Source organism: Roseomonas alba (genome assembly GCF_019430885.1).
Lineage (GTDB): Bacteria > Pseudomonadota > Alphaproteobacteria > Acetobacterales > Acetobacteraceae > Neoroseomonas > Neoroseomonas alba.
In genome coordinates this window covers 235,287-260,295 of sequence record NZ_JAHYBZ010000009.1, presented here as the reverse complement: position 1 = coordinate 260,295, position 25,009 = coordinate 235,287, and the positions used below count along the sequence as shown (strand labels likewise).

The 25,009-nt window shown below is 71.2% G+C and carries 11 protein-coding genes; 8 read left to right on the top strand and 3 right to left on the bottom strand.

The features are described 5' to 3' along the window. Positions 1–9: 9 nt before the first annotated feature. From KPL78_RS24215 to KPL78_RS24205, 3 genes are all read left to right on the top strand, one after another. Positions 10–1,197 (top strand): patatin-like phospholipase family protein, encoded by a 1,188-nt coding sequence (locus KPL78_RS24215; protein WP_219765545.1) that lies wholly within the window; start codon positions 10–12, stop codon positions 1,195–1,197. A 41-nt stretch (positions 1,198–1,238) separates the two neighbouring features. Continuing rightward, positions 1,239–1,976 carry an acetoacetate decarboxylase gene (locus KPL78_RS24210; RefSeq protein ID WP_219765544.1) on the top strand — a complete coding sequence of 246 codons (738 nt, stop codon included), beginning with the start codon at positions 1,239–1,241 and terminating at the stop codon, positions 1,974–1,976. 123 nt (positions 1,977–2,099) lie between these two features. Next, complete coding sequence (locus KPL78_RS24205) at positions 2,100–2,879, top strand: 3-hydroxybutyrate dehydrogenase (RefSeq protein WP_219765543.1); 780 nt, start codon at positions 2,100–2,102, stop codon at positions 2,877–2,879. A 62-nt stretch (positions 2,880–2,941) separates the two neighbouring features. Here KPL78_RS24205 and KPL78_RS24200 read toward each other — a convergent pair whose 3' ends face one another. Beyond that, entirely contained in the window at positions 2,942–3,304 is a 363-nt protein-coding gene (locus KPL78_RS24200) for a nuclear transport factor 2 family protein (protein WP_219765542.1), read from the bottom strand. A 274-nt stretch (positions 3,305–3,578) separates the two neighbouring features. Here KPL78_RS24200 and KPL78_RS24195 point away from each other — a divergent pair, with 274 nt between their 5' ends. Both KPL78_RS24195 and KPL78_RS24190 read left to right on the top strand, forming a co-directional pair. After that, a complete protein-coding gene (locus KPL78_RS24195; RefSeq protein WP_219765541.1) occupies positions 3,579–4,730 on the top strand; it encodes an aminotransferase in 1,152 nt (383 codons plus the stop codon). Between the two features lie 71 nt (positions 4,731–4,801). Beyond that, positions 4,802–5,551, top strand: coding sequence for a hypothetical protein (locus KPL78_RS24190; RefSeq protein ID WP_219765540.1), 750 nt, complete (start codon positions 4,802–4,804; stop codon positions 5,549–5,551). Here the strand turns inward: KPL78_RS24190 and hydA are convergent, their stop codons facing one another. Further along, the gene (hydA, locus tag KPL78_RS24185; RefSeq protein WP_219765539.1) at positions 5,552–7,033 is read right to left on the bottom strand and encodes a dihydropyrimidinase; all 1,482 of its coding nucleotides are present in this window, start codon (positions 7,031–7,033) and stop codon (positions 5,552–5,554) included. Positions 7,034–7,314: 281 nt separating this feature from the next. Then, the gene (locus KPL78_RS24180) at positions 7,315–8,664 is read right to left on the bottom strand and encodes a cytochrome P450 (protein ID WP_219765538.1); all 1,350 of its coding nucleotides are present in this window, start codon (positions 8,662–8,664) and stop codon (positions 7,315–7,317) included. A gap of 288 nt (positions 8,665–8,952) precedes the next feature. Here KPL78_RS24180 and KPL78_RS24175 point away from each other — a divergent pair, with 288 nt between their 5' ends. The 3 genes from KPL78_RS24175 (at position 8,953) to KPL78_RS24165 (ending at position 25,007) form a co-directional block, all read left to right on the top strand. Further along, positions 8,953–9,513 (top strand): OmpA family protein, encoded by a 561-nt coding sequence (locus KPL78_RS24175; protein WP_219765537.1) that lies wholly within the window; start codon positions 8,953–8,955, stop codon positions 9,511–9,513. A 130-nt stretch (positions 9,514–9,643) separates the two neighbouring features. Next, positions 9,644–11,422, top strand: a complete 1,779-nt coding sequence (locus KPL78_RS24170; protein WP_219765536.1) for a ShlB/FhaC/HecB family hemolysin secretion/activation protein — start codon at positions 9,644–9,646, stop codon at positions 11,420–11,422. Positions 11,423–11,426: 4 nt separating this feature from the next. Beyond that, positions 11,427–25,007, top strand: coding sequence for a two-partner secretion domain-containing protein (locus KPL78_RS24165; RefSeq protein WP_219765535.1), 13,581 nt, complete (start codon positions 11,427–11,429; stop codon positions 25,005–25,007). The last annotated feature ends 2 nt before the right edge of the window (positions 25,008–25,009 follow it).

The window sequence follows — 25,009 nt, the reverse complement described above, 5'->3', positions numbered from 1 at the left end:
TGCTGGGCTATGCTGCCCCGCATCATGCTCCGACGCACCCACCGCGGCATCGGCCGCCTGCCCTATGAGAACGTCGCCCTCGTGCTGCAGGGCGGCGGAGCCCTTGGCGCCTATCAGGCCGGCGTCTACCAGGCGCTCTGTGAGGCCGAGATCGAACCGACCTGGGTCGCCGGCATCTCGATCGGCGCCATCAACTCGGCGATCATCGCCGGCAATGCGCCGGAGGATCGGATCCCGGCCCTGCGCGGCTTCTGGGAAAGCGTGAGCGCACCGGCCGGCGGCCTGCTCGGCGGCGCCTGGGACTCGGCCTTCGACACGCCGCCCCATGGCAGCGACATGCGCCGCTGGGTGAACGGGCTGCATGCGGCCCAGGCCCTGTTCAACGGTGCGCCGGGCTTCTTCGACCCGCGCCTGCCCCCGCCCTATCTGCACCCGCCGGGCAGCGCCGAGGCGACGAGCTACTACAACACCGCCAAGCTGCGCGCGACGCTGCTCGCCCATGCGGATTTCGACCGCATCAACCATGAGACCTCGCCGCGCCTGAGCCTCGGCGCAGTCAACGTCCGCACCGGCAACTTCGTCTATTTCGACACCCGCACCGACGAGATCCGGCCCGAGCACGTCATGGCCTCCGGCGCCCTGCCGCCCGGCTTTCCATCGGTCGAGATCGACGGCGAGTTCTACTGGGATGGCGGTCTCGTCTCGAACACGCCGCTGCAATGGATCGCGGATGCGCGGCCGCTGCGCGACACCATCGCCTTCCAGATCGACCTGTGGTCGGCCCGCGGCCAGCTTCCGCGCGACCTGTCCGAGGTCGCGATGCGGCAGAAGGAAATCCAGTATTCCAGCCGCACACGCCTCGTCACCGACCAGATCGCGCAGCTTCATCACCTGCGCGGCGCGCTGCGCACGCTTCTGGGGAAGGTGCCGCCCGAGCTGCTCGATTCGCCCGAGGTCCAGACCCTGTCCCGGGTCGCAACTGACACCGTGCATCGCATCGTCCACCTGATCTACCGGTCGCGGCAATTCGAAAGCGATTCGAAGGATTACGAATTCTCCCGCCTGTCGATGCGCGAACATTGGGAATGCGGCTACCAGGACGCCGTGCGGACCCTGCGCGATCCGAAGGCGCTCGAACGCCCCTCCGGCGAGCAGATCGTCGCGATCTACGACCAGGGCGAGTCCAGCTACGGCTGACCTTCTTCGCTCCCTCCCGCCACCCCTCACGGAAGCCCGCAATGACCGAAGACGAGATCCGCAAGCACGCCTTCGCCATGCCGTTCACATCCCCGGCCTATCCGGTCGGGCCGTACCGCTTCGTGAACCGCGAATTCATGATCATCACCTACCGCACCGACATGGATAAGCTGCGCGCCGTCGTGCCCGCGCCGCTCGAGGTGACGGAACCGCTGGTGAAGTACGAATTCATCCGCATGCCGGATTCCACCGGCTTCGGCGACTACACCGAGACCGGCCAAGTCATTCCCGTCAGCTACAAGGGCAAGAAGGGCGGCTACACCCACTGCATGTTCCTCAACGACCACCCGCCCATCGCGGGCGGGCGTGAGCTGTGGGGCTTCCCCAAGAAGCTCGCCAACCCGACGCTGCATGCGGAGATCGACACGCTCGTCGGCACGCTGGACTACGGCCCCGTGCGCGTCGCGACCGGCACCATGGGCTACAAGCATCGCGAGGCGGACCACGCCGCGGTGCTGGCCTCGCTCGCCACGCCCAACTACCTGCTGAAGATCATCCCGCATGTGGATGGCACGGCGCGGATCTGCGAGCTGGTGGAATATTACCTGCAGGACGTGACGCTGAAGGGCGCCTGGACCGGGCCCGCGGCGCTGTCGCTGTTCCCGCACGCACTTGCCCCGATCGCCGAGCTGCCGGTGCTGGAGGTGGTCTCGGCCACCCATCTCGTCGCCGACCTCACCCTCGGCTTGGGCGAGGTCGTGCACGACTACCTCGCCTAGAGCGTGATGACCGAAGGCGCGCAGGCGCCGGAGGTCTGAATCACGCGAATTGACAACAGGTTGGAGCGTGATTGGTGAACCGATCATGCTCGAATTACCGCCAACACATACGGAGAGCGGACCATGCGTCTCAAGGACAAGGTTGCGATCGTCACCGGCTCGGCGAGCGGCATCGGCAAGGAAATCGCCAAGACCTTCGTGCGCGAAGGCGCCAAGGTGGTGATCGCCGACCTCAACCTCGACGCCGCCAAGGCGGCGGCAGCCGAGCTCGGCGGTGACGGCGTCGCCCTCGCCGTCGCGATGGACGTGACGAAGGAAGAGGCGGTCGATGCCGGCGTGGCGGAGACGGTGAAGGCCTTCGGCGGCGTCGACATCCTGGTCAGTAATGCCGGCATCCAGATTGTCGCCCCGGTCGACCAGTTCGACTTCGCCAAGTGGAAGCTGATGATGGCGATCCACCTGGATGGCGCCTTCCTGACCACCCGCGCCTGCCTGCGCGAGATGTACAAGCAGGGCCGCGGCGGCTCGATCATCTACACCGGCTCGGTGCATTCGAAGGAAGCCTCGAAGCTCAAGGCGCCCTATGTCACGGCGAAGCACGGGCTGCTCGGCCTCTGCAAGGTCGTGGCCAAGGAAGGCGCCGAGCATGGCGTCTTCGCCAATGTCGTCTGCCCCGGCTTCGTCCGCACGCCGCTGGTCGACAAGCAGATCCCCGAGCAGGCCAAGGAACTCGGCATCTCCGAGGAGGAGGTGGTGAAGAAGGTGATGCTCGGCGAGACGGTGGACGGCGAGTTCACCACCGTCCAGGACGTGGCCGAGGCGACCCTGTTCTTCGCCTCCTTCGGGTCGAAGGCGCTGACGGGGCAGTCGCTGGTGGTCAGCCACGGCTGGTTCATGGAGTGATCGTCGTGCCGGGAAGGCTTTCGCCTCTCCCGGCACGCCGTTGCGAAGGGGTGGCGACCGCGTCAGGACAGGCGCGGGCCGCTCTTGAACCAGGCCCTCAGGATCTTGCTGCCCTCAACCTGGTAGATCGCGATCACCTCGACCTCGCCAGGCCCGTCGGGAAAGGATCGCGTCACGCGCTCCCGGTCGACGACGAGGTTACCGACTGAGAAGCGGGCCAGAAGTTCGCCGAACAGGTGGGGTTCCTGGAAGCGCGCGACATGCCGGCGCCGCACCTCCGCCGCGCCGCGGGCGAGAAGCGTGTCGGGAAACTCGCGGCATTCGCAGTCATCCGCCCAGCAGCGCATGAAGGCCTCGATGTCCCTGGCATTGTAGGCATCGAGCTGCATCCGCACGGGCAGCTCCGCTTCGGCGTCGTTGGTCATGGTTTCATGGGCTCCAGAATGCAGAAAGCCCCCGCAACGTCCGTCGCGGAGGCTCATCGGCTGATCGAGATGGTTGCCGGATCTAGGTGAGGATGGTTCCCGTCACCCTCGCAACCGCACAACGCCCCACGCGCCGTAGCCTCCATGGCAAGGGCGACGTCGGTCCCGGCGATGCGCGATCACGTTCATCTCGGCGCCAAGCTTCCAGCCAATCGCGCGAACCCGTCAAGCAGGGCTGGACTTCGGGCGGCCATGCTGGAAGGGTCCGCGCCCCATGCCTTTGCTTTCCCCGCGCATCCGCGACACCCAGAACCCGCCCATCCCCGCCGTCCGCGCCTGGGCGGGGCGCTACACCGGCGCGGCCGGGCCAATCCTCGACCTGACCCAGGCCGTCCCCGGCTACCCGCCACATCCGGACCTGCTCGCGAAGCTCGCCGAGGCCGCCGGCGGCCGCGCCGCCGCGACCTATGGCCCGATCGACGGCGAACCCGCCCTGCGCGAGGCTCTGGCCACCGACATCTCAGCCTTCTACGGCGCCCGCGTGCCGACTGATGCGGTGGCCATCACCTCAGGCGGCAACCTCGCCTTCACCATGGCGATGACCGTACTGGCCGGCGCCGGCGAGGCGGTGATGCTGCCCTCCCCCTGGTACTTCAACCATCGCATGGCTCTGACGGCACTCGGCATTCCCTGCGTGCCGCTGGAATGCCGCGCCGAGGACGGCTTCATCCCCGATCCCGCCCGCGCCGAGGCGCTGATGGCCGGCGTGCGAGCCATCGTGCTGGTCAGCCCGAACAACCCGACCGGCGCGGTCTATCCGCCTGAGGTCATCGCCCGCTTCGCCGCCCTGGCCCGAAAGCACGACGCCTGGCTGGTGATCGACGAGACCTATCGCGACTTCCTCGCGCCGTCGCAGTCGCCGCCGCATGGGCTGTTCGCCGATCGCGACTGGGGCGAGGGCTTCATCCACCTCTATTCCTTCTCCAAGGCCTATTGCGTGCCGGGGCACCGGGTCGCGGCCATCGCCTCGGGTTCGGCCTTCCGCAGCGAGCTGATGAAGGCGCTCGACACCATGCAGATCTGCGCCCCGCGGGCGGCGCAGACGGCGCTGGCCTGGGGCGTGGAAGCCCTGCGCGACTGGCGCATTGCCAATCGCGACCTGATGTCCGGGCGCGCCGAAGCCTTCCGCCGCGCGGCCGCGCAGCTTCCCGGCTGGCGGCTCGATGCGCTCGGCGCCTACTTCGCCTATCTCCGCCTGCCTGAAGACGCACCGGAGGCGGTCGCCATGGCCGAGACGCTCGCCGTGGAGCGCGGCCTGCTCGGGCTGCCGGGACCATTCTTCGGGCCAGGCCAGGACCGCTATCTGCGCCTCGCTTTCGCCAACGCGGCGGAGGAGACGATCGCGCAGGTGCCCACGCGGCTGTGACGCGAAGGGTTTCAGCGCGGGCAGGCACGATCGGCGCTGCGCTGCCGCGGCCAATCCCAGGGGAGTCTGCCATGACCTCGCGCCGCCTGATCCTCGCGCTGCCCGCCCTGCTTGCCGCGCGCCCCGGCACGGCGACCGAAGCGCGGCGGCAGGAGCAGCCGCCGGCCTTGCGCACGCCGCGCCCGGTGCAGTTGCGGCCCGGCGCACCGGCGGCGATGCTGCACGCTTCCGTCGATGAACTCGGCCGCAGCCTGTCCGTCCGCTTCAGCGGCACCGGCGCGCCGGAGACGGTGTTCCGATTCACCTCCTGGTATGGCTACGGGCGCGTCTTCGCCGTGCTCCCGCTGCGCGGCCGCCAAGTCGTGCTCGCGGCCTTCGAAGGCAACACCGGTACCGGCGTCTATCAGGAATTGCAGGCGGTCATCGGACAGGAGGATGACGGCACGGCGCGCATCCTGGCAATCGAGACGCTGCGCGCCCGCGAAACCCCGATGTGCAACGAGGCCGCGTATCTTTCCGTCCGCATCGTGCCGGATGGTGGCGGGTTGCGGCTGGAGCAGGAGGCCCGCGGCGTATCCGGCACCTGCGACCCACGCCGCCCGCCTGCCCGCTTTCGCGAAATCTGGAGTACGATGCTGCGATGGAGCGGGCGCGGCGTGATGCAGGCCACGCCCGCACCGCGCAATCCCGGTCCCGGCCAACGCAAGGTCGACCTGGCGCGGGTAAAGACGCTGGAATGGCTCGCCGCCGCGCCGCGCAGCGACGTCACGGTCGAGGATCTGCAGCAGCTCGGCCTGATGGAAGTCGTCCGGACCGCCTGATCACCTCGGCGGGGCGGGATCGAACCCATTCGGCGTTACCCCGCGCGGGCGGATGAAGTCATAGGGCCCGCGCGGCAGGAAGCGCCCCGTGCCGGGTTCCGCCTGCACCGTGCCATCGCGCATCACGACCACGCCGCGGCGGATGGTCGCGACCGGCCAGCCGGTGACCTCCATCCCCTCATAGGGCGTGTAGTCGATCGCGTGCTGCATCAGCGCATTGGTGATCGTGACCTTCTTCGTCGGGTCCCACAGCGCCAGATCGGCATCCGCCCCGACCGCGATCATGCCCTTCCGTGGCGCCAGGCCCATCAGCCGCGCCGGATTAGTGCTGGTCAGCCGCACGAATTCGTCCAGCGTGATCCGCCCCTTCGACACGCCTTCGCTGAACAGGATCGGCATTCGCACGGCGAAGCCCGGAATGCCGTTCGGGATGTCGCGGAACACGGCATCGGACCCGTTCTGCCGCTTGCCCTTGTCGCCCTCATACGAAAACGCGCAATGGTCGGACGAGACCACGTCCAGCGTGCCGCGCCGGATCATCTCCCAGATGCGCGCGTGTTCCTCCTTCGTGCGCGGGGACGGGCTGCACATGAACTTCGCTCCCTCGAAGCCAGGACGATCCATGTCCTCCGCGGTCAGGGCGACATATTGCGGGCAGGTCTCGCCCCACACCTTCACGCCGCGCGCCTGGGCCCGCGCGATCTCCTCGGCCGCCTCGGCGCAGGAGACGTGGAAGACCTGGATCGGCTGGTCCACCAGCTCCGCCAGCGCGATGGCGCGATGCGTCGCTTCGCGCTCGACGATCGGCGGGCGCGACCAGGCGTGGTATTTCGGCGCCGTCATGCCGTGCTTCAGCAATTCGGCCGTGCGCCAGGAAATGGCGTCGTAATTCTCGCAATGCACCGTCACCAGGCAGCCGAGCTCGCGCGCCTTGGTCAGCACACGCAGGAACTGGCCGTCCGACAGGTGCAGCGGCTCATAGGTCAGAAACACCTTCAGGCTCCGCACGCCCTCGGCGACCACCCGCGGCACTTCCTCATCCATCACGACATCGGTCGGGTCGCTGATGATCTGGTGGAAGGAATGATCCAGCATCCCTTTGGCCGCGCGGGCACGGTAGTCGGTGTAGCGCTCCCACACCCCGAAGCCTTTCCATTGCGGGACGAAGCAGACGACCGAGGTGGTGCCGCCGGCAAAGGCGGACGCCGAGGCGGTCACGAAGCTTTCCTCGTTCACCGTGATGGGTGGTTCGGCCGCACCGGTGCTGGCATAGCCACCCCGCGCCGGCTCCTCGATATGGCAGTGGGAATCGACGCCACCCGGCAACACCAGGAGCCCGTCGGCCTCGATGACCTGCGCGGCATCGACGATGCGTTCGGCAAGCGCGACGATACGGCCACCCTTCACGCCGACATCGCAACGCACCGTGCCGAAGCCCGTCGCCACCTGCCCGCCGCGCACCGCGAGATCGTATTCCGCCATCGCCCGCACTCCATTCCCTACGGTGTCAGAGTGCGGCGCGGTATCGCGGTGGGGAAGGTGGAATTTGGTGGCGCGGAACGAGACGCTGGTGTTGCGTCGCCGCGCTGCGTGCCGCGCACGAGGGCAACCGTCGGCATGAATCACCGCGGCAGCGCCCGGTGCAGGGTGACGGTCTGCAACGGCCTCGGGCCTATGGGTCCCCGTTGAGTTTGCGCAGCAATGTCAATGGAATCCCGTGGCGAGGTGAGGTCCGGAGAGGGGCGGCGCCCCTCTCGGGCCCGTCACCGCCGCGCGATCACCACCTGCATGCCACCCTTCGGCCGCAGCGCCAGCCGGCAGTTCGGCCGTGGCATGAATCCCGGCGCCAGCGAGAACCGGAACCGCCGGAACAGCACCGCCGCGAAGACGGTGACCTCCGCCATCCCGAAGGCCGCACCAGCGCAGATACGCGGTCCGATGCCGAAGGGCAGATAGGCGAAGCGCGGCCGCTGGCGCGCCGCCTCGCCCAGGAAGCGTTCGGGACGGAAGGCGTTCGGCGCCTCCCACAGTCGCTCATGCCGATGCAGCAGCCAGGGAATGGCGAGCACAATGTCGTCCCTGCGGATGTCCCAGCGACGGATACGGTCAGGCTGAATTGCCTGGCGCGCAAAGACGGCAACGGGCGGATAGAGCCGCATGGATTCCTGGATCACGGCACGGGTGAAGGGCAGCGCCATCAGCGCCGACAGATCCGACACGTCCCCGGGCAGTTCCGCGGCCATGCGGTCCGCCGTGGCCGGGTGCAGCGCGGCAAGCATCGTCGTCCAGGTCAGCGTGATCGCAGCCCCCTCGGCCCCGGCGAGGAGGAACATCACCACCTCGTCCAGCAGCCTTTCGCCGCTCAGCGCCGGCGTCCCGTCGGCACGGCGCGCGGCGCGCAGGGCCTTCAGCAGCGGTGTCCCGCCATCCGGCCCGGCAGCCTCCAGCAGCCGCGCGACGCATCCCCGCAACTCGGCCGCAAGACGCAGCGCCCGCCGCCGCGTCAGCCAGCCGAACACATCCGGCAGTCCCATCAGGCCGAGCAGATCGACCACCTCCGCCGCCTCCTGATAGGCGGTGAAGGTCTCGGCGATGGCGCGGGCTTCCTCGGCGGTCGCCAGGTTCCCGAACACGGCGAGCAACAGCACATGGCTGATCGCGGCGGCGTAGGCGGCGGCGACATCGACCGGACCGGACGCCCGGGCGAAGGACTCTGCGCAGGCCTCGGCCGCCTGCAGGAAGCAGGGGTGGAACTGACCGAGACCCGAAGGATGGATCGGCGGCGAGATCGCCTCGCGCCTCTCGGCCCAGTCATCGCCCCAGGCGATGAAGCAGGACCCACCCACCACCGGACGCAGTGCGTCCTCGAGGAATCGCGACTTCCGCTGGTAGGTCTCGTGCTTGGTGATGAAGATGTCCCGCACGACCTCCGGCGCGTTCGCGACCAGGATCAGCCGCCCCGGCAGCCGCGTCGTGAAGACCTGACGGCGATAGGCATCGGCCGGGAAGATCGAGAGCACGTCCCGTCGCGCGTTCCATAACCCGGCCAGCGCCGAGGGCTCGCGCGCCGCGCGCGGCGGCATGGGGGGGATGAAGTCGGCAAAGGCCTCCATGACGACAGGTTACGCCACCCGAGCCGATCGGTCACCGCCGGGCGACCGAGAAGCCCGCGCCGCTGCGTCAGGCCACACGGCATCGCCCGGACCGCGCACCGCCGCGACGGCGAGACACGCGGTTGCCCCACAACTCCCGGTGACACGGCGGCGCATGGCGGTCCCTGCGGTGCGGGACCCGCGGGCTGCCGCGCCGCCTCCGCGATTTCGCGTTTCGGCCGACCATCGGCCCCCAGCCGCCCGACAAATCGTGTAGCCTCCCATCCAAACACTCAGGAGGAGAGCAGGATGCACCCGATCCGCCCGGCTTTCATGCTGATGGCCATGCTGCTCGGCGGCCCGGTGGCCGCGCAGCCCAGCCCCGATCCGGTCGCCGACAGCATCGTGCGGAACCTGACGCGCGGCCTGCGCATCCAGGGTCAGGGCGGCACGCCCCCCACCAGCGAGACCGCGCCTCCCGTCCCGGGCGTCGATGCCCGCACGACCGCCCAGCCGGGACAGGGTGCGGTCTCGCTCATGATCGTCTTCGCGACGGGCTCTGACGCCCTGACGCCGGAATCCCAGGCGCTGGTCGCCTCCCTCGCCCGCGCGCTCGGAACCGAGCCCCTCACGACCGTCCGTTTCCGCATCGAGGGTCACACGGACACCGTCGGTGGCATGGCGATGAACCAGGCGCTGTCGGAACGCCGGGCCAAAGCCGTGCGCGACGCCCTCGTCACCCGCTTCGGCATAGATCCGGCGCGGCTCGAAACCAGGGGCTACGGGGAGACCCAATTGCTCGTCCCGACCCCCGACGGACAGGGGGAAATCCGCAACCGGCGAGTGCAGGTGGTCACCCTCGCCCCATGATGCGGCACGCACGGGAAAGTTGCAGAAGCGGTCCATATCACGCGGAATCAACCCGAATTCATCAATCAAATGTTCATTTCTGTGAGATTCAGGCTATCTGTATGCAACTTTCCAACCGAGTGTTCCGCGCGTGGCCCAGACCGAGTTTCCGTCCCCACGCCGGGTCCCCCATGGCCTGGCGCTAGCCATCGGCTTGACCCTGCCCGGCACGGCGCTGGCGCAGGTACCGGTGACCGTGCCACGCCCGCCGCCCCCGCCGGTCGACCTGCAGGACCGAATCCTCCCGCCGACCGCGCCCTCCCTGTCCCCTCGCACCCAGCCGCCACCGCCCGAGGCGCGCCGCGGCCCCGGTGAGGGCCAGCAGGTCGCGATCAGCATCGCCACGGTGCAGGGCAACACCGCGCTCGATATCGCTGACCTTCGCCCGATCCTGTCGCCCATCGAGGGCGAGACCATCGCCCTGTCCCGCATCGAGGATACCCGCCTCGCCCTGCTCGGCGCCTATCGCCGCGCCGGCTATCCGTTCGTATCGGTCGCCGCGGCGCTGGTGCCGGGCGCCGACGGCCGCGCCGAGGTGCGCTTCGCGATCACCGAGGGCTATGTCGCCGAGGTCCGCCTGGACGGTGATATCGGCCCTGCCGGTACCCAGGTGCTGCGCTTCCTTGAGAGAGTGAAGGAGGAACGTCCGATCTCCACCGCCGCGGTGGAACGCGCGCTGCTGCTGGCCTCCGATGTCCCGGGCGTGCGCGTGCGCGGCGTGCTGCAGCCGATCCAGGGTGAACCCGGCGCGCTGCGCCTGATCGCGCAGGTCACGCGCTCCGCCGTCAGCGGCTATTTCAACGTCGACAACCGCGCCTACAATCTGACCGGCCCGTGGGAGGCGCTGCTCGTCGCAGGCCTCAACTCCCTCAGCGAGTTCGGCGAACGCACCGAGGTGACGCTGTTCGGCTCCGAACAGGGTACCCAGTGGTTCACCCAGGCGAGCTTCGAAACCTTCATCGGCGGGTCGGGCCTCAAGCTGCGCGTCTATGCCGGCATGGGCAACACGCTGCCGTCCGGCCAGCTCGCGCAGATCGGCTACAATGGCGAGACTTCCCTTGCCGGCGTGGTCGCGAGCTACCCGATCATCCGGTCGCGCCCCGCCAATCTCTGGGCGGTCGGGCAGTTCGACATGTTCGACAGCACGACCTACACGGGCGTCGGCACGCCTTCGGGGCGCTCGCTCGCCGGCCGCGACCACATCCGGGCGGTGCGCGGCGGCTTCGACGGCCAGGCGCTCGACAGCTTCATCCCCTTCTTCCCGCCGGCGACGAACCAGGGCGGGTTCCGCGCACATCAGGGCGTCATCGACTGGGACGCCACGGCGAATGACGATCCGCGCGCGACGCGCATCGGCAGCGAGTTCGACTTCACGAAATGGACCGGCGAGTACCAACGCGTGCAGCCGATCTTCTCGCCCTTCGAAGGGGCGATGATCAATTTCCAAGGCTATGTGAACGGCCAATGGTCGGCCAACGTGCTGCCGAATGCCGAGAAATACTATCTCGGCGGCAACCGCCTCGGCCGCGGCTTCTATTCGGGCCAGGTGACGGGCGACTACGGCTACGGCTATGCGCTCGAGCTCCAGCTCGACCTCGCCTACGAGATCCCGGCCGAGCCCGCGCTCGGCAACAATCGCGGCTGGTCGCAGTTCTATCTCTTCCGCGACATGGGCTGGGCCTACCAGAACCTCGATACCGATGCGGACCGGCGCCTGTCCTCTTGGGGCGGCGGCGTGCGCACCATCGTCGCCGACACGGTGCAGGTCGATGTCGAGCTCGCCCGCCGCATCACCACCCAGCCCGACGGGCAGTTCTCCGAGCCGCTGCGCGCGACGCAGCTCTACTTCCGCACGCTGATAAGGTTCTGAGCCCATGCCGCGTCGCGCGCCCGCCCGCCCCGCCCGCCGCCGTCCGGCGAAGTCCGCGCTGACGCTGCCGCCGGTCCGGCGCGCACCCCAACGCTGGTGGCTGCTGGCGACGACGGCGCTGCTGCCGGTCACGGGCACGGCGCTGGCGCAGACATCCGGGCCTACCGGCGGCCAGGTCGTGGCTGGCCAGGCGGCGATCGCGCAGACGGCGAACCGCACCACCGTCCGGCAATCCACCGACCGCGCGGCGATCGACTGGCAGCAGTTCAACGTCGGCAGCCAACATACGGTGCAGTTCGTCCAGCCGAACCAGGGATCCTGGACGCTGAATCGCGTGACCGGCCCCGACCCCTCGGTCATCGCCGGGCGGGTTCAGGCCAATGGCGGCGTGGCCATCGTCAATCAGTCGGGCATGGTCTTCGCGCAGGGCGCGCAGGTGGATGTCGGCGCGCTGATTGCCTCGGCCGCCAACATCACCAACAACAACTTCATGGCCGGGCGCATGGTCTTCGACGGTGCGCCGCGGCCCGGCGCGCGGGTCGAGAATCGGGGCCGCATCACCGTCGCCGATCGCGGCCTCGCTGCCCTGGTCGGGCCGGGCGCGTCCAATTCGGGCGTGATCCGCGCGCGGCTGGGCCGCGTCGCCCTGGGTGCCGCCGAGACCTTCGTCCTCGACCTCGCCGGCGACGGGCTGATCGGCATCGACGTGACGCGCGCCGTGACGTCCGCGCCCGACGGCAACGCCGCGCTGGTCACCAACAGCGGCGTCATCGAGGCCCCCGGCGGCTCCGTGCTGCTCACCGCCCACGCCGCGTCGGGCCTCGTCGAGGATCTGGTGCGAAACACCGGTCGCATCGACGCGCCAACGGCTGCCGGCCGGCGCGGCGAGATCGCCCTGCGCGCCGAAGGCGGCAATGTCGTGCTGGACGGCACCTTGACCGCGACCGGCGGCGTGCAACAGCGCGGCGGCCAGGTTGCCCTGCAGGCGACGGGCGAAGTGCGCGTCGGCGCCAACGCCCGCATCGACGCCTCGGGCGGGGTGGGTGGCGGCCGCGTCCTCGTCGGCACCACCGGACGCGGCCGCGACCAGACCATGGCCGCCCGCACCACCATCGCGCGCGGCGCCGAGATTCGCACCGATGCCACGGTCCGCGGCAATGGCGGCGAGATCGACATCAACAGCACCGACCGCACCGAGATGCGCGGCACCCTCACCGCGCGCGGCGGCGCGACACGCGGCGATGGCGGCTTCATCGAGGTCTCGGGCCAATCCGCCTTCGTGCTGGACGGCGTGGTGGACCTGCACGCGACGAACGGCACCAACGGCCAGTTCCTGCTCGACCCCCTGAACATCTTCATCGCGGATGCGGGCACGCCCCTCGACCTCGACGGCAACACCGTCACCGAGACGCCAGGCGACCTCACCACGATGGGCGGCAGTGTCACCGGTCCAGGCGCCATCAGCGCGACGACCGGCACCGGCACGGAATGGGTGCAGATCACCCCCGATGTCATCGAGGCCTTCACCGGCGGCTCGATCATCCTCGAAGCCTCGCGCCAGATCGTCATCGGCAGCGTGGTGAGCCGCGACGAGGCTGGCGATGTCACGCTGCGCGCCGGCACCGGCGGCGTGGCGGGCACCGGCGACATCATCCAGCGCACCGGGGCGAATGTCTCGGTCAATGGCGTGCTGTCGCTGGAAACCGGCGCGGGCGGCATCAGCCTGGCCGCCGATCTGCGTGCCACGGGCGTGGTCCTGAGTGCATCCGGCGACATTACCCAGACCGGCGGCAGCATCGCGCACCGGGTCGCCGGCACGGAACTGTCGCTGGCGATCACGTCCAGCGGCGGCGCCGTCAGCCTGCTCGGTGCCAATAATGGATCCTTCGCGCTCGCCGCCAGCAGCGCATCGGGGGACTTCGCCCTGACCGGCTCGGCGATCCGGCTGACAGGGACGCTCGAAGGCAACGGCGTGCAGCTCATCGGGACGGAGGGCGCCGTGGCGCTCGAAGGCGATGTGCGCGCGACCGAACTCGGCGTCGCGGCCACCACCGGCATCAGCCAGGCGGCCGGCACGACCGTCGAGAACCGCGGCGGCGCCGCAACGGCCCTTGGCGTGACGGCGCTGGTCAGCGGCACGGGCGATATCGCCCTCGACCGGGACAATGGCAGCCTGGTGCTGCGCAGCGGCGGGACAGACGACGGTGCGATGCAAGTCCGCAGTGCGCGGCGGCTGGAAATCGGCAGCGGGGCGACCGTCTCGGTCGCGGGTGCGGCGACCTTCACGGTCACCGGCAACGGCAATCCGCTGGTACTGACCGGCAACCTCCATGCCGACAGCGTCAGCCTCGCGGCCGCCGGCAATGTATCCCAGCCCGGCGCGGGGGTGATGGCGCGTCGCGCATCCGGTGGCGGGGCGGACCCGACCGCCGAACTGCCGCTGACTGTGGCCGTCACGGGCAACAACCATACCGTCGCCCTGACCGGCGGCAACGGGTCACTGCAGGTGCTGGGCGCTTCGACCACGGATGGCAGCATCGCCATCCGCGGCGGCAGCATGACAGTCGCCGGCGCCGTGACGGCCGAAGCCAATGGCGCGGCGCGCAGCGACGTCACGCTGGCCACCGCGACCGGCGGACTCGCGCTCGACGCGACCGTCACTGCGCGCAACGCTATCTTCAACGCCGCCGGCGCGGTGACCCAGACGGCCTCGCTCGATCTCGGCGGCACCGCTGGCGGCAGGCTGCGCGTGCGCGGGGCCAGCGGAGCAGGCGCCAGCGCGGCGGCCAGCATCGATCTGGCGCAGTCCAATGCCGTGACCGAGCTCGATGCGCGGGTCTCGGGCACGCTGGCCTTCACAGCCGCGGGCGACCTGCTTGTGACCCAGGCGCGCGGCGCCGGCGTGGCCCTGGTCGGCGGCGACCTGACCGTTCCGGCTGGCCAGAGCGGAATCATCAGCTCCGGTGCGGCCGGCGTGACAGTGGTCGCGGACAGCCTGACCGTGCCCGGCACGCTGACCGCGGCGAATGGCCGGACGATCTCGCTGCGCGTCGATGCCCTGGATCTGTCGGGCGGCACCGTCTCGGCCGGTACCGCCGGCACGGTCGAGATCGGTCCGCGTTCCAGCGACTATGCCGTGCAACTCGGCACGGCGGGCAATCCCGCCGGCACCTTGGAACTCGCGACCGCCGATCTCGCCGCCATCACGACCGGCGCGCTGCGCCTCGGCCGCACCACCATTGCCAGCGAACCGGTCGCGACCATCACCGCACTCGGCCTGACGACGGTCGAGGCCCTGAGCACCACCGCCGACCTGTCGCTGCTGAGCGCGGCCGGCATCAGCGTGCAGGCCGCGCTGACCGCGCCGACGCTGTACCTCGAAGCCGGCGCGAACGACATTCTGCTCGGCGCCGTACCACTGACCGCGAGCGGCGCCGGCGCCGCGATCACCCTGCTCACGCCGGGGGCCATCGTCCAGGATTCCGGCGGCACGCTGGTCGCGCCGGCCGGCACCACCGTCGCGCTGATCGCCCACGCACCGGGCGGCATCACCCTGTCGGGCAGCGGCGACTTCACCCTCGCCGGTGGGCTGACGCCGAGCGGCGCGGGCGGAGAGCGCTCGCTCTACGCCCATGACAGCATCAGCTTCACCACCACCGGCGCGCTCACCGTCGCGAGCGAGGTGGAGTCGACCGTTGCGGGTGCCACCGTCGCCCTCGGCGCCGGCAGCCTCACCATCGCGGCGCCGGTCATCACCGCCCCGACCGGCACCATCGCGCTGAGCGCGACCGGGGCCGATGCCGGCAGCACCATCACCCAGACCGCCGCCGGTCTGCTGACCACCGGGACGCTGACCCTCGACGCCGATGGCGCGATCGACCTTGCCCAGGCGGCGAACGTCGTAGGCACGCTCGGCAGCGTCGCCTTCAACGAGAGCTTCGGATACCGCAGCACGACGGGCTTCACGGTCTCCGGCCCACTCGCGCCGACCAATGCCGGCAATGCCGACATCACCATCATCGCCGACAGCGGCACGATCAGCCTCAATGCTCCCATCGGGGCCGGCAGCGGCACGGTGCGCCTGACCGCGACCACCGGCGACATCGAACAGGCCGATGCCGGTGCGGCCATCACCGCCGGGCGGCTCGAGGTCACCGCGGCAGGCCATGCGCAGCTCGCCCCGACCCTGTCGGCGGATCAGAATGTCGTCGGTGTGCTGGGCGGCAGCGCGGTCGGCACGACCTTCAGCTTCGCCGCGGCGGGCGACCTCGCGATGGATGGCAGCATCACGCAGACCGCCCCCGGCGGGTCGGCGCGCATCGACGCGGCCGGCGCGCTGACGCTCAATGCCGGCGCCATCCTCGGCTTCGACAGCATCACCCTCAACGCGCAGGGGGCGCTGACGCTGCGCGGGACGGTCGGGATCGACCAGGCGACCCCGATCAGCCTGGTCCGCCTCGGCGCCGGCGCCGGCATCACGCAGGAGGCGACGGGCCGCATCGTCGCCGATACCCTCGGTATCCGCGCGACCGGCGACGTGCTGCTGACCACCGGCACCAACGACGTGCGCCACGTCGCGGCAGGCACCGATGGCGCCTTCGCGCTCGACACCGCGGGGGCGCTGGCGACCGGCACGGTCGATTCCGTGCCACTGTGGGGCGAGGCCGCGGTGGCGGTCTCCGGTGTGCTCGGCAGTTCGGTCACGCTGTCAGCCGGTGACCTGACGATCAACCCGGCATCGCTTGGCGTCATAGGACTCGGCGTTCATGCCTCGGCGGTCGACGGCGTCCTGACGTTGCGCGCCGATCGGCTGGCGCTCAACGGCTCCATCGGCGCCGGCGATGTCTTCGGCGCCCCCGATCTCAACGGCACGATCGACATCGCGCCGCGCACGCTCGGCCGCGCCGTGGTCATCGGCGGCACCGATGCCGGCGCGCTGGCGCTGTCGCAATCCGACCTGCTCGGTCTCTACGCACGGCATCTCATCATCGGCCGCTCCGAGGCCGGGGCGGGCGGGCTGACCGTCGCGAGCGCCGTCTCCACACTCTACATCAATACGGTACTGCTGCGGGGCGGCGGCATCACGCTCGATGGCACCTTCACCCTGCCGACGGCCGATGGCTTGCTGACCCTATCTGCGGTCACCGGCGACATCGTGCAGAATGCTGGCTCCGTCACGGCCACGCATCTGCTGGCGCAAGCCCTTGCGGGTTCCGTGCGGCTCGACGGCACCGCTGTACTGAACCAGGTCGGAGACATCGCGGGCAGCGCCGGCACGGGCGAGGATTTCGCGTTTCGTGGCGCGGGCAGCTACGGCATTGCCGGCCCCGGCATCGCGGCGCCGGACGGTACGGTCACCCTCCGCGCGCCCTCGGGAAGCATCGCCCAGGCGCTGGGCGCGCCGATCACCGCGGATCGCCTGGCGGTAACGGCGGCCGGCGCGGTGATGCTGGATGGCGGCGGCGCAACGGCAGGGATGGCGGATCTCAACCGTGTCGCGACACTCGGCGCCACCGAGGGCACCAGCGTCACCTTCCGCAATGCCGATGCGCTGACCGTCGAAGGCGTGACGGCGAACGGCTTCACCGGTAGCGCGGTGGTGCTGGAAGCGCCGACGCTGGCACTCGCCGGCGATGTCGTCGCCAGCATCGCCGATGGTCGCATCGTCCTGCGCACCGGCGCCGATTTCGACGCGCCCGGGGCCGGCACCGCCATCACCCAGACGGCCGGTGTCATCCGCACGCACGACCTTTCAGCCTCGGCCGGGGACGAGATCGCGCTGACGCGCAACAACGAGGTGACGCGCCTCGCTGCCGGAGTGGGCGCGGCGTCGGCCAGTGCCGATAGCGTCGTGCTGCGTGACGGCGGCACGCTGTCCTTCACCGATGCGGCGGGCGGCGTGGAGGTTGCGGCGCGCGTCAATGCCGGCGCCGGCAGCGCGGTGCAGATCGTCGCGGACGGGCTCACCGTCGCGCCGGCAATGGCCGGTGCGGTCTTCTCCGCACCCGGCGGGGTCGTGCGCTTCCTGCCCTTCACCGCCGGGGCGACGATCGGCCTCGGCGGATCGGGCGATACGACGAACTACGCCACGTCGCTGCTGCAGCGGGTGCAGGCGGATCGGCTTGTGATCGGCGCGGACGATGCGGGCACCCTGACGCTGCGCCAAACGCTCGATCTGACCGGCGCCTCGGCCCCGCTGGTGCTCGAACTGCACAGCGGCGGCGATATCCTGGCCGGCGGCTTCGCGCTCTCGCTGCGCGGCATCAGCGCCTTCGCCGCCGGCGACGTGACGCTCGGCACGACGGCCAGCGCCATCCAGCATGTGGTGGCGGGAGAGAGCCGCAGCGGGGGCATCGTCGCGGGCGGTACCATCGCGATGACCACAGGCGGCACGCTCGCCGTGGATGCACCGATCGCGGCGGCAGGCGCCAGCCTCACGCTGACGGCGCAGGATTTCGTCATCGCCAATGGCGCGACGATCGCAACCGGTGCGGTGCCGGACGCGCTGCTGCGCATCGTCTCGACCAATCCGGCGGGGCTGCGGCTCGGCGTGGCCGGGGGCGATCCGGGGCTGTCCCAGGCCGAGATCGCGTTGCTCGATGCGGGCGGCGGCACGCTGCACCTGGAAGGCGCCACCATCACCTTCGCGGGAACCGTCGCCGTCGATGGCGCGGCAGCGGGGCTGGTGGATATGTCCACCACAGGGTCGATCACCCAGACCGACGGAGCGCTGTCCGTCGCTGCCTTGCGCGCCGCAGCCGCCTCCGTGCAGCTCGACCGCGCAGGCAATGTCCTGCCGCAGATCGAGGCCGTCGCCACCGGCAACATCGCGATCGCGACCGATGGCGCGACGACGCTGCGCGGCACGCGCAGCGCCAATGGCGACGTGACCGTCACGGCGGGCAGCATCGCGCTGACCGACGCGGCCGGCAGCATCGCCGTGCGCGCGGCCGATACGGTCAACCTGACCGCCACGAATGGCGACATCACCGGCACCGCCGACCTCGCCGCCATCCGGGCCGCGACGCTGAACGCGACAGCAAGCGGCGCGATCACCCTTACCGGCGACAACGCCGTCGGTACCCTCGCCGCCATCGCCGGCACGGGCGTCACCTTCGACAACACGCTCGACCTCACTGCCGGGGCGACCGGCGCCGGCGGGACGGCCGTCGCGGGTGGCGTCACGCTCTCGGCCCCGTCACTGCGGCTGAACGAGACCCTCGCCACCGGCACGGTGGACCTGACAGCGACTGCAGGCGACGTCACGCAGGCGACGGGCACGCGCGTCGCCACCGGCACGCTGCGGGCGAGCGCGACCGGCGTCGTCACGCTCGACGCCGCCAATCCGGACGGCACCGCACGCAACCAGATCCAGGACATTGACGCGCTGTCGGCCGGCACCGACATCACGCTGCGCAATGCGCTGGCGCTGACGCTCGACCTGCCGGTCTCGGTCGGCGCGGGCCGCGTACTGACGTTGGAAGCGCCGGCATTGACCATCGGCGACAGTCTCTCGGCCGGCGCTGGCGGGCGCATCGTGCTGCGGACTGGGTCCTTCAACGGCGGTGTCGCTTCGGGCGGCGACATTCTCCAGACCGGCGGGACGATCAGCACGCCGGAACTCGCCGCGCTGGCGGGTGGCGCGGTCAGCCTCGACCAACCGGCCAATGCCATTGGTGCGCTGGGCGGCGGCCGCAGTGCGGCGGGAGTGGATCTCGGCCTTGGCCTGGTGGCGGGCACGAACGGCGTGGTGCGCAGCGGCGGCTTCGGCGGCTCCGCGAGCCTCGGTGTCACCGGCGCGCTCGATATCGGTACGGGGGGCTCGCTGCTGCTGCGCGCGGATGATTTCGCCATCGCCGCGGCGATCCGTGTGCCCGATGGCACCGTCACCCTGCTGCCTGTCACGACCGATGCCGGCATCGGCTATGTGCTCGGTGGCGCATCGGGCAGCACGCAGGCAGGGCGGATCACGCTCGACAGCACGGAACTGTCCTTCTTCCCCACCGGCACGCCGGCGGCGGAGCTCATCCTCGGTGCCCTCGGGGTCACCGGCAGCGTGGATATCGAAGGCACGGTCTCCCTCGCCACCGGTGGCGCCACACCGCGCGTCAACCAACTCACCCTGATCGGCGACGGCGCGCTGACCCAGGCCGCCGGCACCAGCATCGACGTCGCCGCGCTGCGCGCGATCTTCCCCAATGGCGCGGTGCGGCTCGATCCGGGCATCGCGGGCAACCGCATCGCCGCGCTGGCCGGCATCGTCGCTGGCGGCGATGTCGCGATCCGCGGTGGGGCCGGGCTGATGACGCTGCGCAACGGTGGTGGCGGCTCGGCCATCCGCACCAGCGCTTCGGGGTCGACCATCACGCTGCGCGCCGACGACCTCGACATCCAAGCTTCGGTGCAGACGCCCAACGGCACCATCAACCTGCTGCCCGAGACGATCGGCACGACCGTCACCCTCGGCGGCACGGGCGCGGGCACGCTGGCGCTGACGGCCGTCGAACTCGCTCGCCTCGGCGGCAGCGGCGAGACGCTGGACGCGCCCACCGCCGCGAGGCTGCGCATCGGCGCCGACGGCACGCAGCGCACGGCAGGCGACATCCGCGTGGTCGGCGACGTGCCGCTGCGCGGCCGGGTTGGGACGCTGGACCTCGTTGCCGGCCAGCCAGGCGCGGCGGGCGGTTCGGTACGCCAGACCAATGGCAGCGTCGACGTCGCGACCCTCACCGGCACGGCGCAGGGCGATTTCCGCCTGGGCCTTTCCGGCAATGCCTTCGACACGGCGACGGGCATCGCCGCCGGCACCCTGCCGGCCGCCGGCGCGACCGGTGTCATCGACCTCGCCACCGCCGGCGCCCTGGCGGCGACGGGCATCACCGCGCCGGTCTCGATCCGTCTGGCGGCCGGCGCGGCGCTGACCGCCGGCGGCATCACCGCGCCCACCATCCTGTTGCAGGGCGGCGCGGTGCGCCTGACCGACCTGATCCAGGGCAGCACCAGCGTCGCCATCGAGAGCACGGGCGGCGTGACCCAGGATCCCGGTGCGATCGTCGTCACCGGCCTCTTCACCCTGAATGGCGGCACCATCGCCCTGCCCGAGGACAACCAGATCGTCGAGCTGGACGGCCTGGTCGCGACCGGTCCGGTGCTGTCGCTGAACACGGTGCTGCCGCTGCTGGTCAGCGGTGCGGTGTCGGCGGTCGGCAGCCTGTCCTTCCATACCGACCAGGGCCTGACCGTCGCTGATGCCGGCAGCATCAGCGTCGCGGGCGGTCCGGGCACGGCGACGCTCTCGGCCGGCGGGGACATCGACTACCGCGGCGGCCTGTCCACCTCGGGTGCGTCCAGCCTGACGGCCGGCGGAGCGCTCGCCTTCAGCGGCGTGGCCAATATCGGCGGGGCACTGACCCTCGGCGCCGGGGCGGGCATGACGCTGGCGGGCAGCATCACCACCGGCAGCGCGATCGGGGCGACAGCGACCGGCACGCTGACCAGCACGGCGACCCTGGACGCGATCGCCGGCATCGAACTGGTTGCCGGCACCGACCTGGCACTCGGTGGCGCCTGGTCGGCGGGCGAGGCTGCGCGCTTCGCCGCCGGTGGCTTACTCACCTACACCGCAACGGGCCGAGGCGACGGCAACGTCACCCTCACCACGCCGGGCGCGATCGAGGCTGCGTCCGGCAGCAGCATCATGGCGGCCGCCACGCTGCGGTTGGATGCCGGGACCGATCTGACGGCCGTGGGCAGCCTCGGCGGCGGCCCCCTGGTCACGCTGAGCGCGGGCACGGGAGCGATGACCCTCGCCGGCACGATCGGCGCCACCGGCGCAGTGACCGGAACCGCCGGCGGCGCCATCACCACGACCGGAACCGTGACGGCGGAGGGTACGATCAGCCTGACGGCGGGTGGCGCCCTCGCTGCGTCAAACAGCCTCGACGCCGGCGGCGCCCTGACATTGGATGCCGGGGCGGGGCTGTCGCTCGACGGCGCCTGGTCAGCGGGTGGCGCTGCGACCATCACGACGACCGGCGCCCTGGCCTATGCGGCGGCGGGCACGGGTGCGGCCGACATCACCCTGCGCGCCACGGGTGCGATCACCGCCGAGGCCGCCAGCACCATCGCCGGCGCCGGCACCGTAAGGCTGGATGCCGGAACCGATCTCACCGCCCAGGGCACCGTCAGCGGCGGCCCGCTGGTGGCGCTGACGGCCGGGACCGGCGCGGTGACGCTGGTGGGCACCATCGGCGCGACAGGCGACCTGACCGCGACCGCCGGCGGCGCCCTGACCACGACGGCGGCGCTCACGGCCGGCGGCGACGCCACGCTGACCGCCGGCGGGATGCTGGTCGCGTCGAACCGCCTCGCAGCCGGCGCTGCGCTGACCCTTAACGCGGAGGGCGTGATGGAGGTCGGCGGCACCTGGTCCGCCGGCGCCGCCGCGACCTTCGCCGCAGGTGGAACGCTCAGGATGACCGCCTCGGGCACCGCCGGTGCCGATGCCACGCTGGCCACGCCGGGCGCCATCGTCGTCACCGACGCCAGCGTGATCACGGGCGTCGGCCAGGTGCGGCTGGCCGCCGGCACCGACCTGACCGCGGCTGGTACCCTCAACGGCGGGCCGCTCCTCGACCTCGCCGCCGAGGCGGGGGCGATGACGCTTTCGGGCACCATAGGCGCTGCGGGTGCCGTCACGGCGCGCGCTGGAGGCACGCTCGCGACCTCGGCCGCGCTGACCGCCGGCGGCGATGTCGCGTTGACGGCGGGCGGGGCGCTCTCGGCCGCGAACAGCCTGACCGCGGGTGGCACCCTGCGCCTCGATGCCGGTGCTGGCATGACGGTCGGCGGTTCCTGGTCGGCCGGCGGAGCGGTCACCTTCAGCGCGGGAGCTCTGCTGGCCCATGATGCGACGGGCCAAGCCGGCGGCGCGGTGACCCTCGCCACGCCGGGTGCCATCAACGCTTCGGCCGGCAGCAGCATCACGACGCCGGCGACCATCGCATTCGCGGCGGGGACGGATCTCCTGGCGCTTGGGACGCTCGACGGCGGTCCACAGATCACCCTGACCGCCACGAGCGGCGCCATGACGCTCGACGGCACGATCAGCGCGACCGGCGCCGTGGCCGGCACGGCGGGCGGCACGCTCACCACCGACGCCGCGATCACGGCGGGCCAGACGGTCAGTCTGCTGGCCGGCGGCGCGCTCCACGCGACCAACCGGATCGCTGCGAATGCCGGCGACCTGACGCTGCGCGCCGGGACCGACCTGTCCGCCGACGGCACCTTCACCACGGGCGCCAATGCCGGCCTGACTGCCGCTGGCGGTGCCATGAGCCTCGACGGCACGATCGAGGCGACCGGCACCGTGACCGGCACGGCCGGCGGCGGCCTCGCCACCGACGCCGCGATCACGGCGGGTCAGGCGATCAGCCTCCTCGCCGGCGGCGCGCTCAATGTGACCGACTGGATCGCTGCGAATGCCGGCGACCTGACGCTGCGCGCCGGGACCGACCTGTCCGCCAGCGGCATCTTCACCGCGCGCGCCAATGCCACCCTGACGGCGGCCGGCGGAACCATGACCCTGGCGGGCACCATCGGCGCCGGCGGCGACCTCGCCGGCACGGCGGGGGGCGCCCTGGTCACCGGCGCAACCATCACGGCAGGCCGGGCGATCAGCCTCCTCGCCGGCGGCGCGCTCGACGCCACCAACCGGATCGCCGCCACTGCCGGCGACCTGACGCTGCGCGCCGGGACCAATCTGTCCGCCACGGGCATCTTCACGGCCGGGGTCAATGCCAACCTGGCCGCCACCGGCGGAGCCATGACCCTCGACGGCACGATCGGGGCGAACGGCACCGTGACCGCCACGGCGGGCGGTGCGCTTACCACCGCTGCCGCGATCACGGCGGGCCAGGCGGTCAGCCTCATTGCCGGCGGCATGCTGGATGCGTCCGGCCGCATTGCCGCGAATGCCGACGACCTGACGCTGCAGGCCGGCACCGGCCTGTCCGCCAGCGGCACTTTCATCGCGGGCGCCAACGCCACCCTGTCGACCTTCGGCGGGCCGTTGACACTGGTCGGCACCCTGTCCGCCACGGGCAGCATCGCCGTGGCCGCCGGCGGCAGCCTGCAGAGCACCGCGACGGTAGAGGCCGGCCAGGCCCTCACCCTCACCTCCGGCGGCGACATGACGCTCAGCACGCTGCACCGTGCGGGTACGAGCCTGTCGGCCGCGGCGGGCGGCACGCTTGCCGCCTCCGGCACGCTGGCCGCGAACCAGGACATCGCGCTCCGCGCCGGCCAGGCCATGACGCTGCAGGGGCTGGTCCAGGCCGGCGGCACGCTGGCCGCAACCGCGGACGGGGCACTGACGCAGTCGGGTACCGTCCAGGGTGACGCCGTGGCGCTCAGGGCAGGCGGCGTGCTGACGCAGACCGGCGCTGTCTCGGCCGCGGCCGCGATGACGCTTTCAGGCGCCGGCGGCATTGCCAGCAGCGGCACCGTGTCTGCCGGCGGCCCGGTCACACTGGAGGCCGGGGGCGGCCTCAGCCAGTCGGGATACCTCCGATCCGGCCAGGATGCGGCTCTCTCCGCCGGTGGCGCCGTCTCCCTCGGCGGCCAGGCCGTCGCAGCCACGGACTTCACCGTGCAGTCCGGCGGTACGGCCACGCTGACCGACGGCAAGATCACCGCCGGCGGCGTGGTGCGCCTGACCGCCGGCCAGGGCGCCACGCTCCAATCCTTCCAGATCGATCCGACAGTCATCGAACTGCGGACAAGCGGCGCCCTGGACCTGACCGCGGTGACCCTGGTGTCGAGCGACGCGATCATTCTGTCGGGCAGCACGGTCACGCTGCGTGGCAACAGCATCACCACCGGCACGCTGGACGTCGATGCGGCCGGCCGGCTGACGCTGGATGGCGGCAGCTACGTCATCGGGCGCGCGGTAAGCTTCACCGCGCCGGGCGGCATCACCACGCCGAACACCATCACCGTCTCGCCGCGCGGCAGCCTGCGGCCGGCGGTGGTCTTCGATACCCGCGCCGCCGGGACGCTGCCCGATCCGCTCGATGTGGTGGAGCCGGACGTCCCCGGCCTGCCCAACGCCCAGCAGACGACCCAGGTGCGCCTGCCGGGCACCGAGGTGCCTGGCGCCTTCGGCCCGGCCTCCACCGCGGCCGCGGGGCCGATGCAGATCGACATCGACGCCGGACGCAGCGCGATCTTCCTGCTGCTCGACGGCGGCACGGTCACCGGCAACATCGTCTCGGCCGGACGGCTGGGCATCCATGGCACGGGGGGGTCGGCCGAGCTGACCGGCCAGATCATCGATATCAGCGGCACGCCGGTCGGCGGCACCACGGCCGCGCGCTTCGCCGACAGCACGCGCCCAGCCAGCACGGGGGCACTGACGCGTTACCGCATCAATGGCTGCGTGGTCTCCTCGGTCAATTGCGTGGTGCCGAGCCAGGTGCTGACCATCCCGCAGGCGCCGCCGCAGCGCATCGACATCCGCCTCGGCGGCGGCGCGATCACTGATCCCGATGTGCAGCTGCCCAACATCGCCGAAGAGGATTACTGACC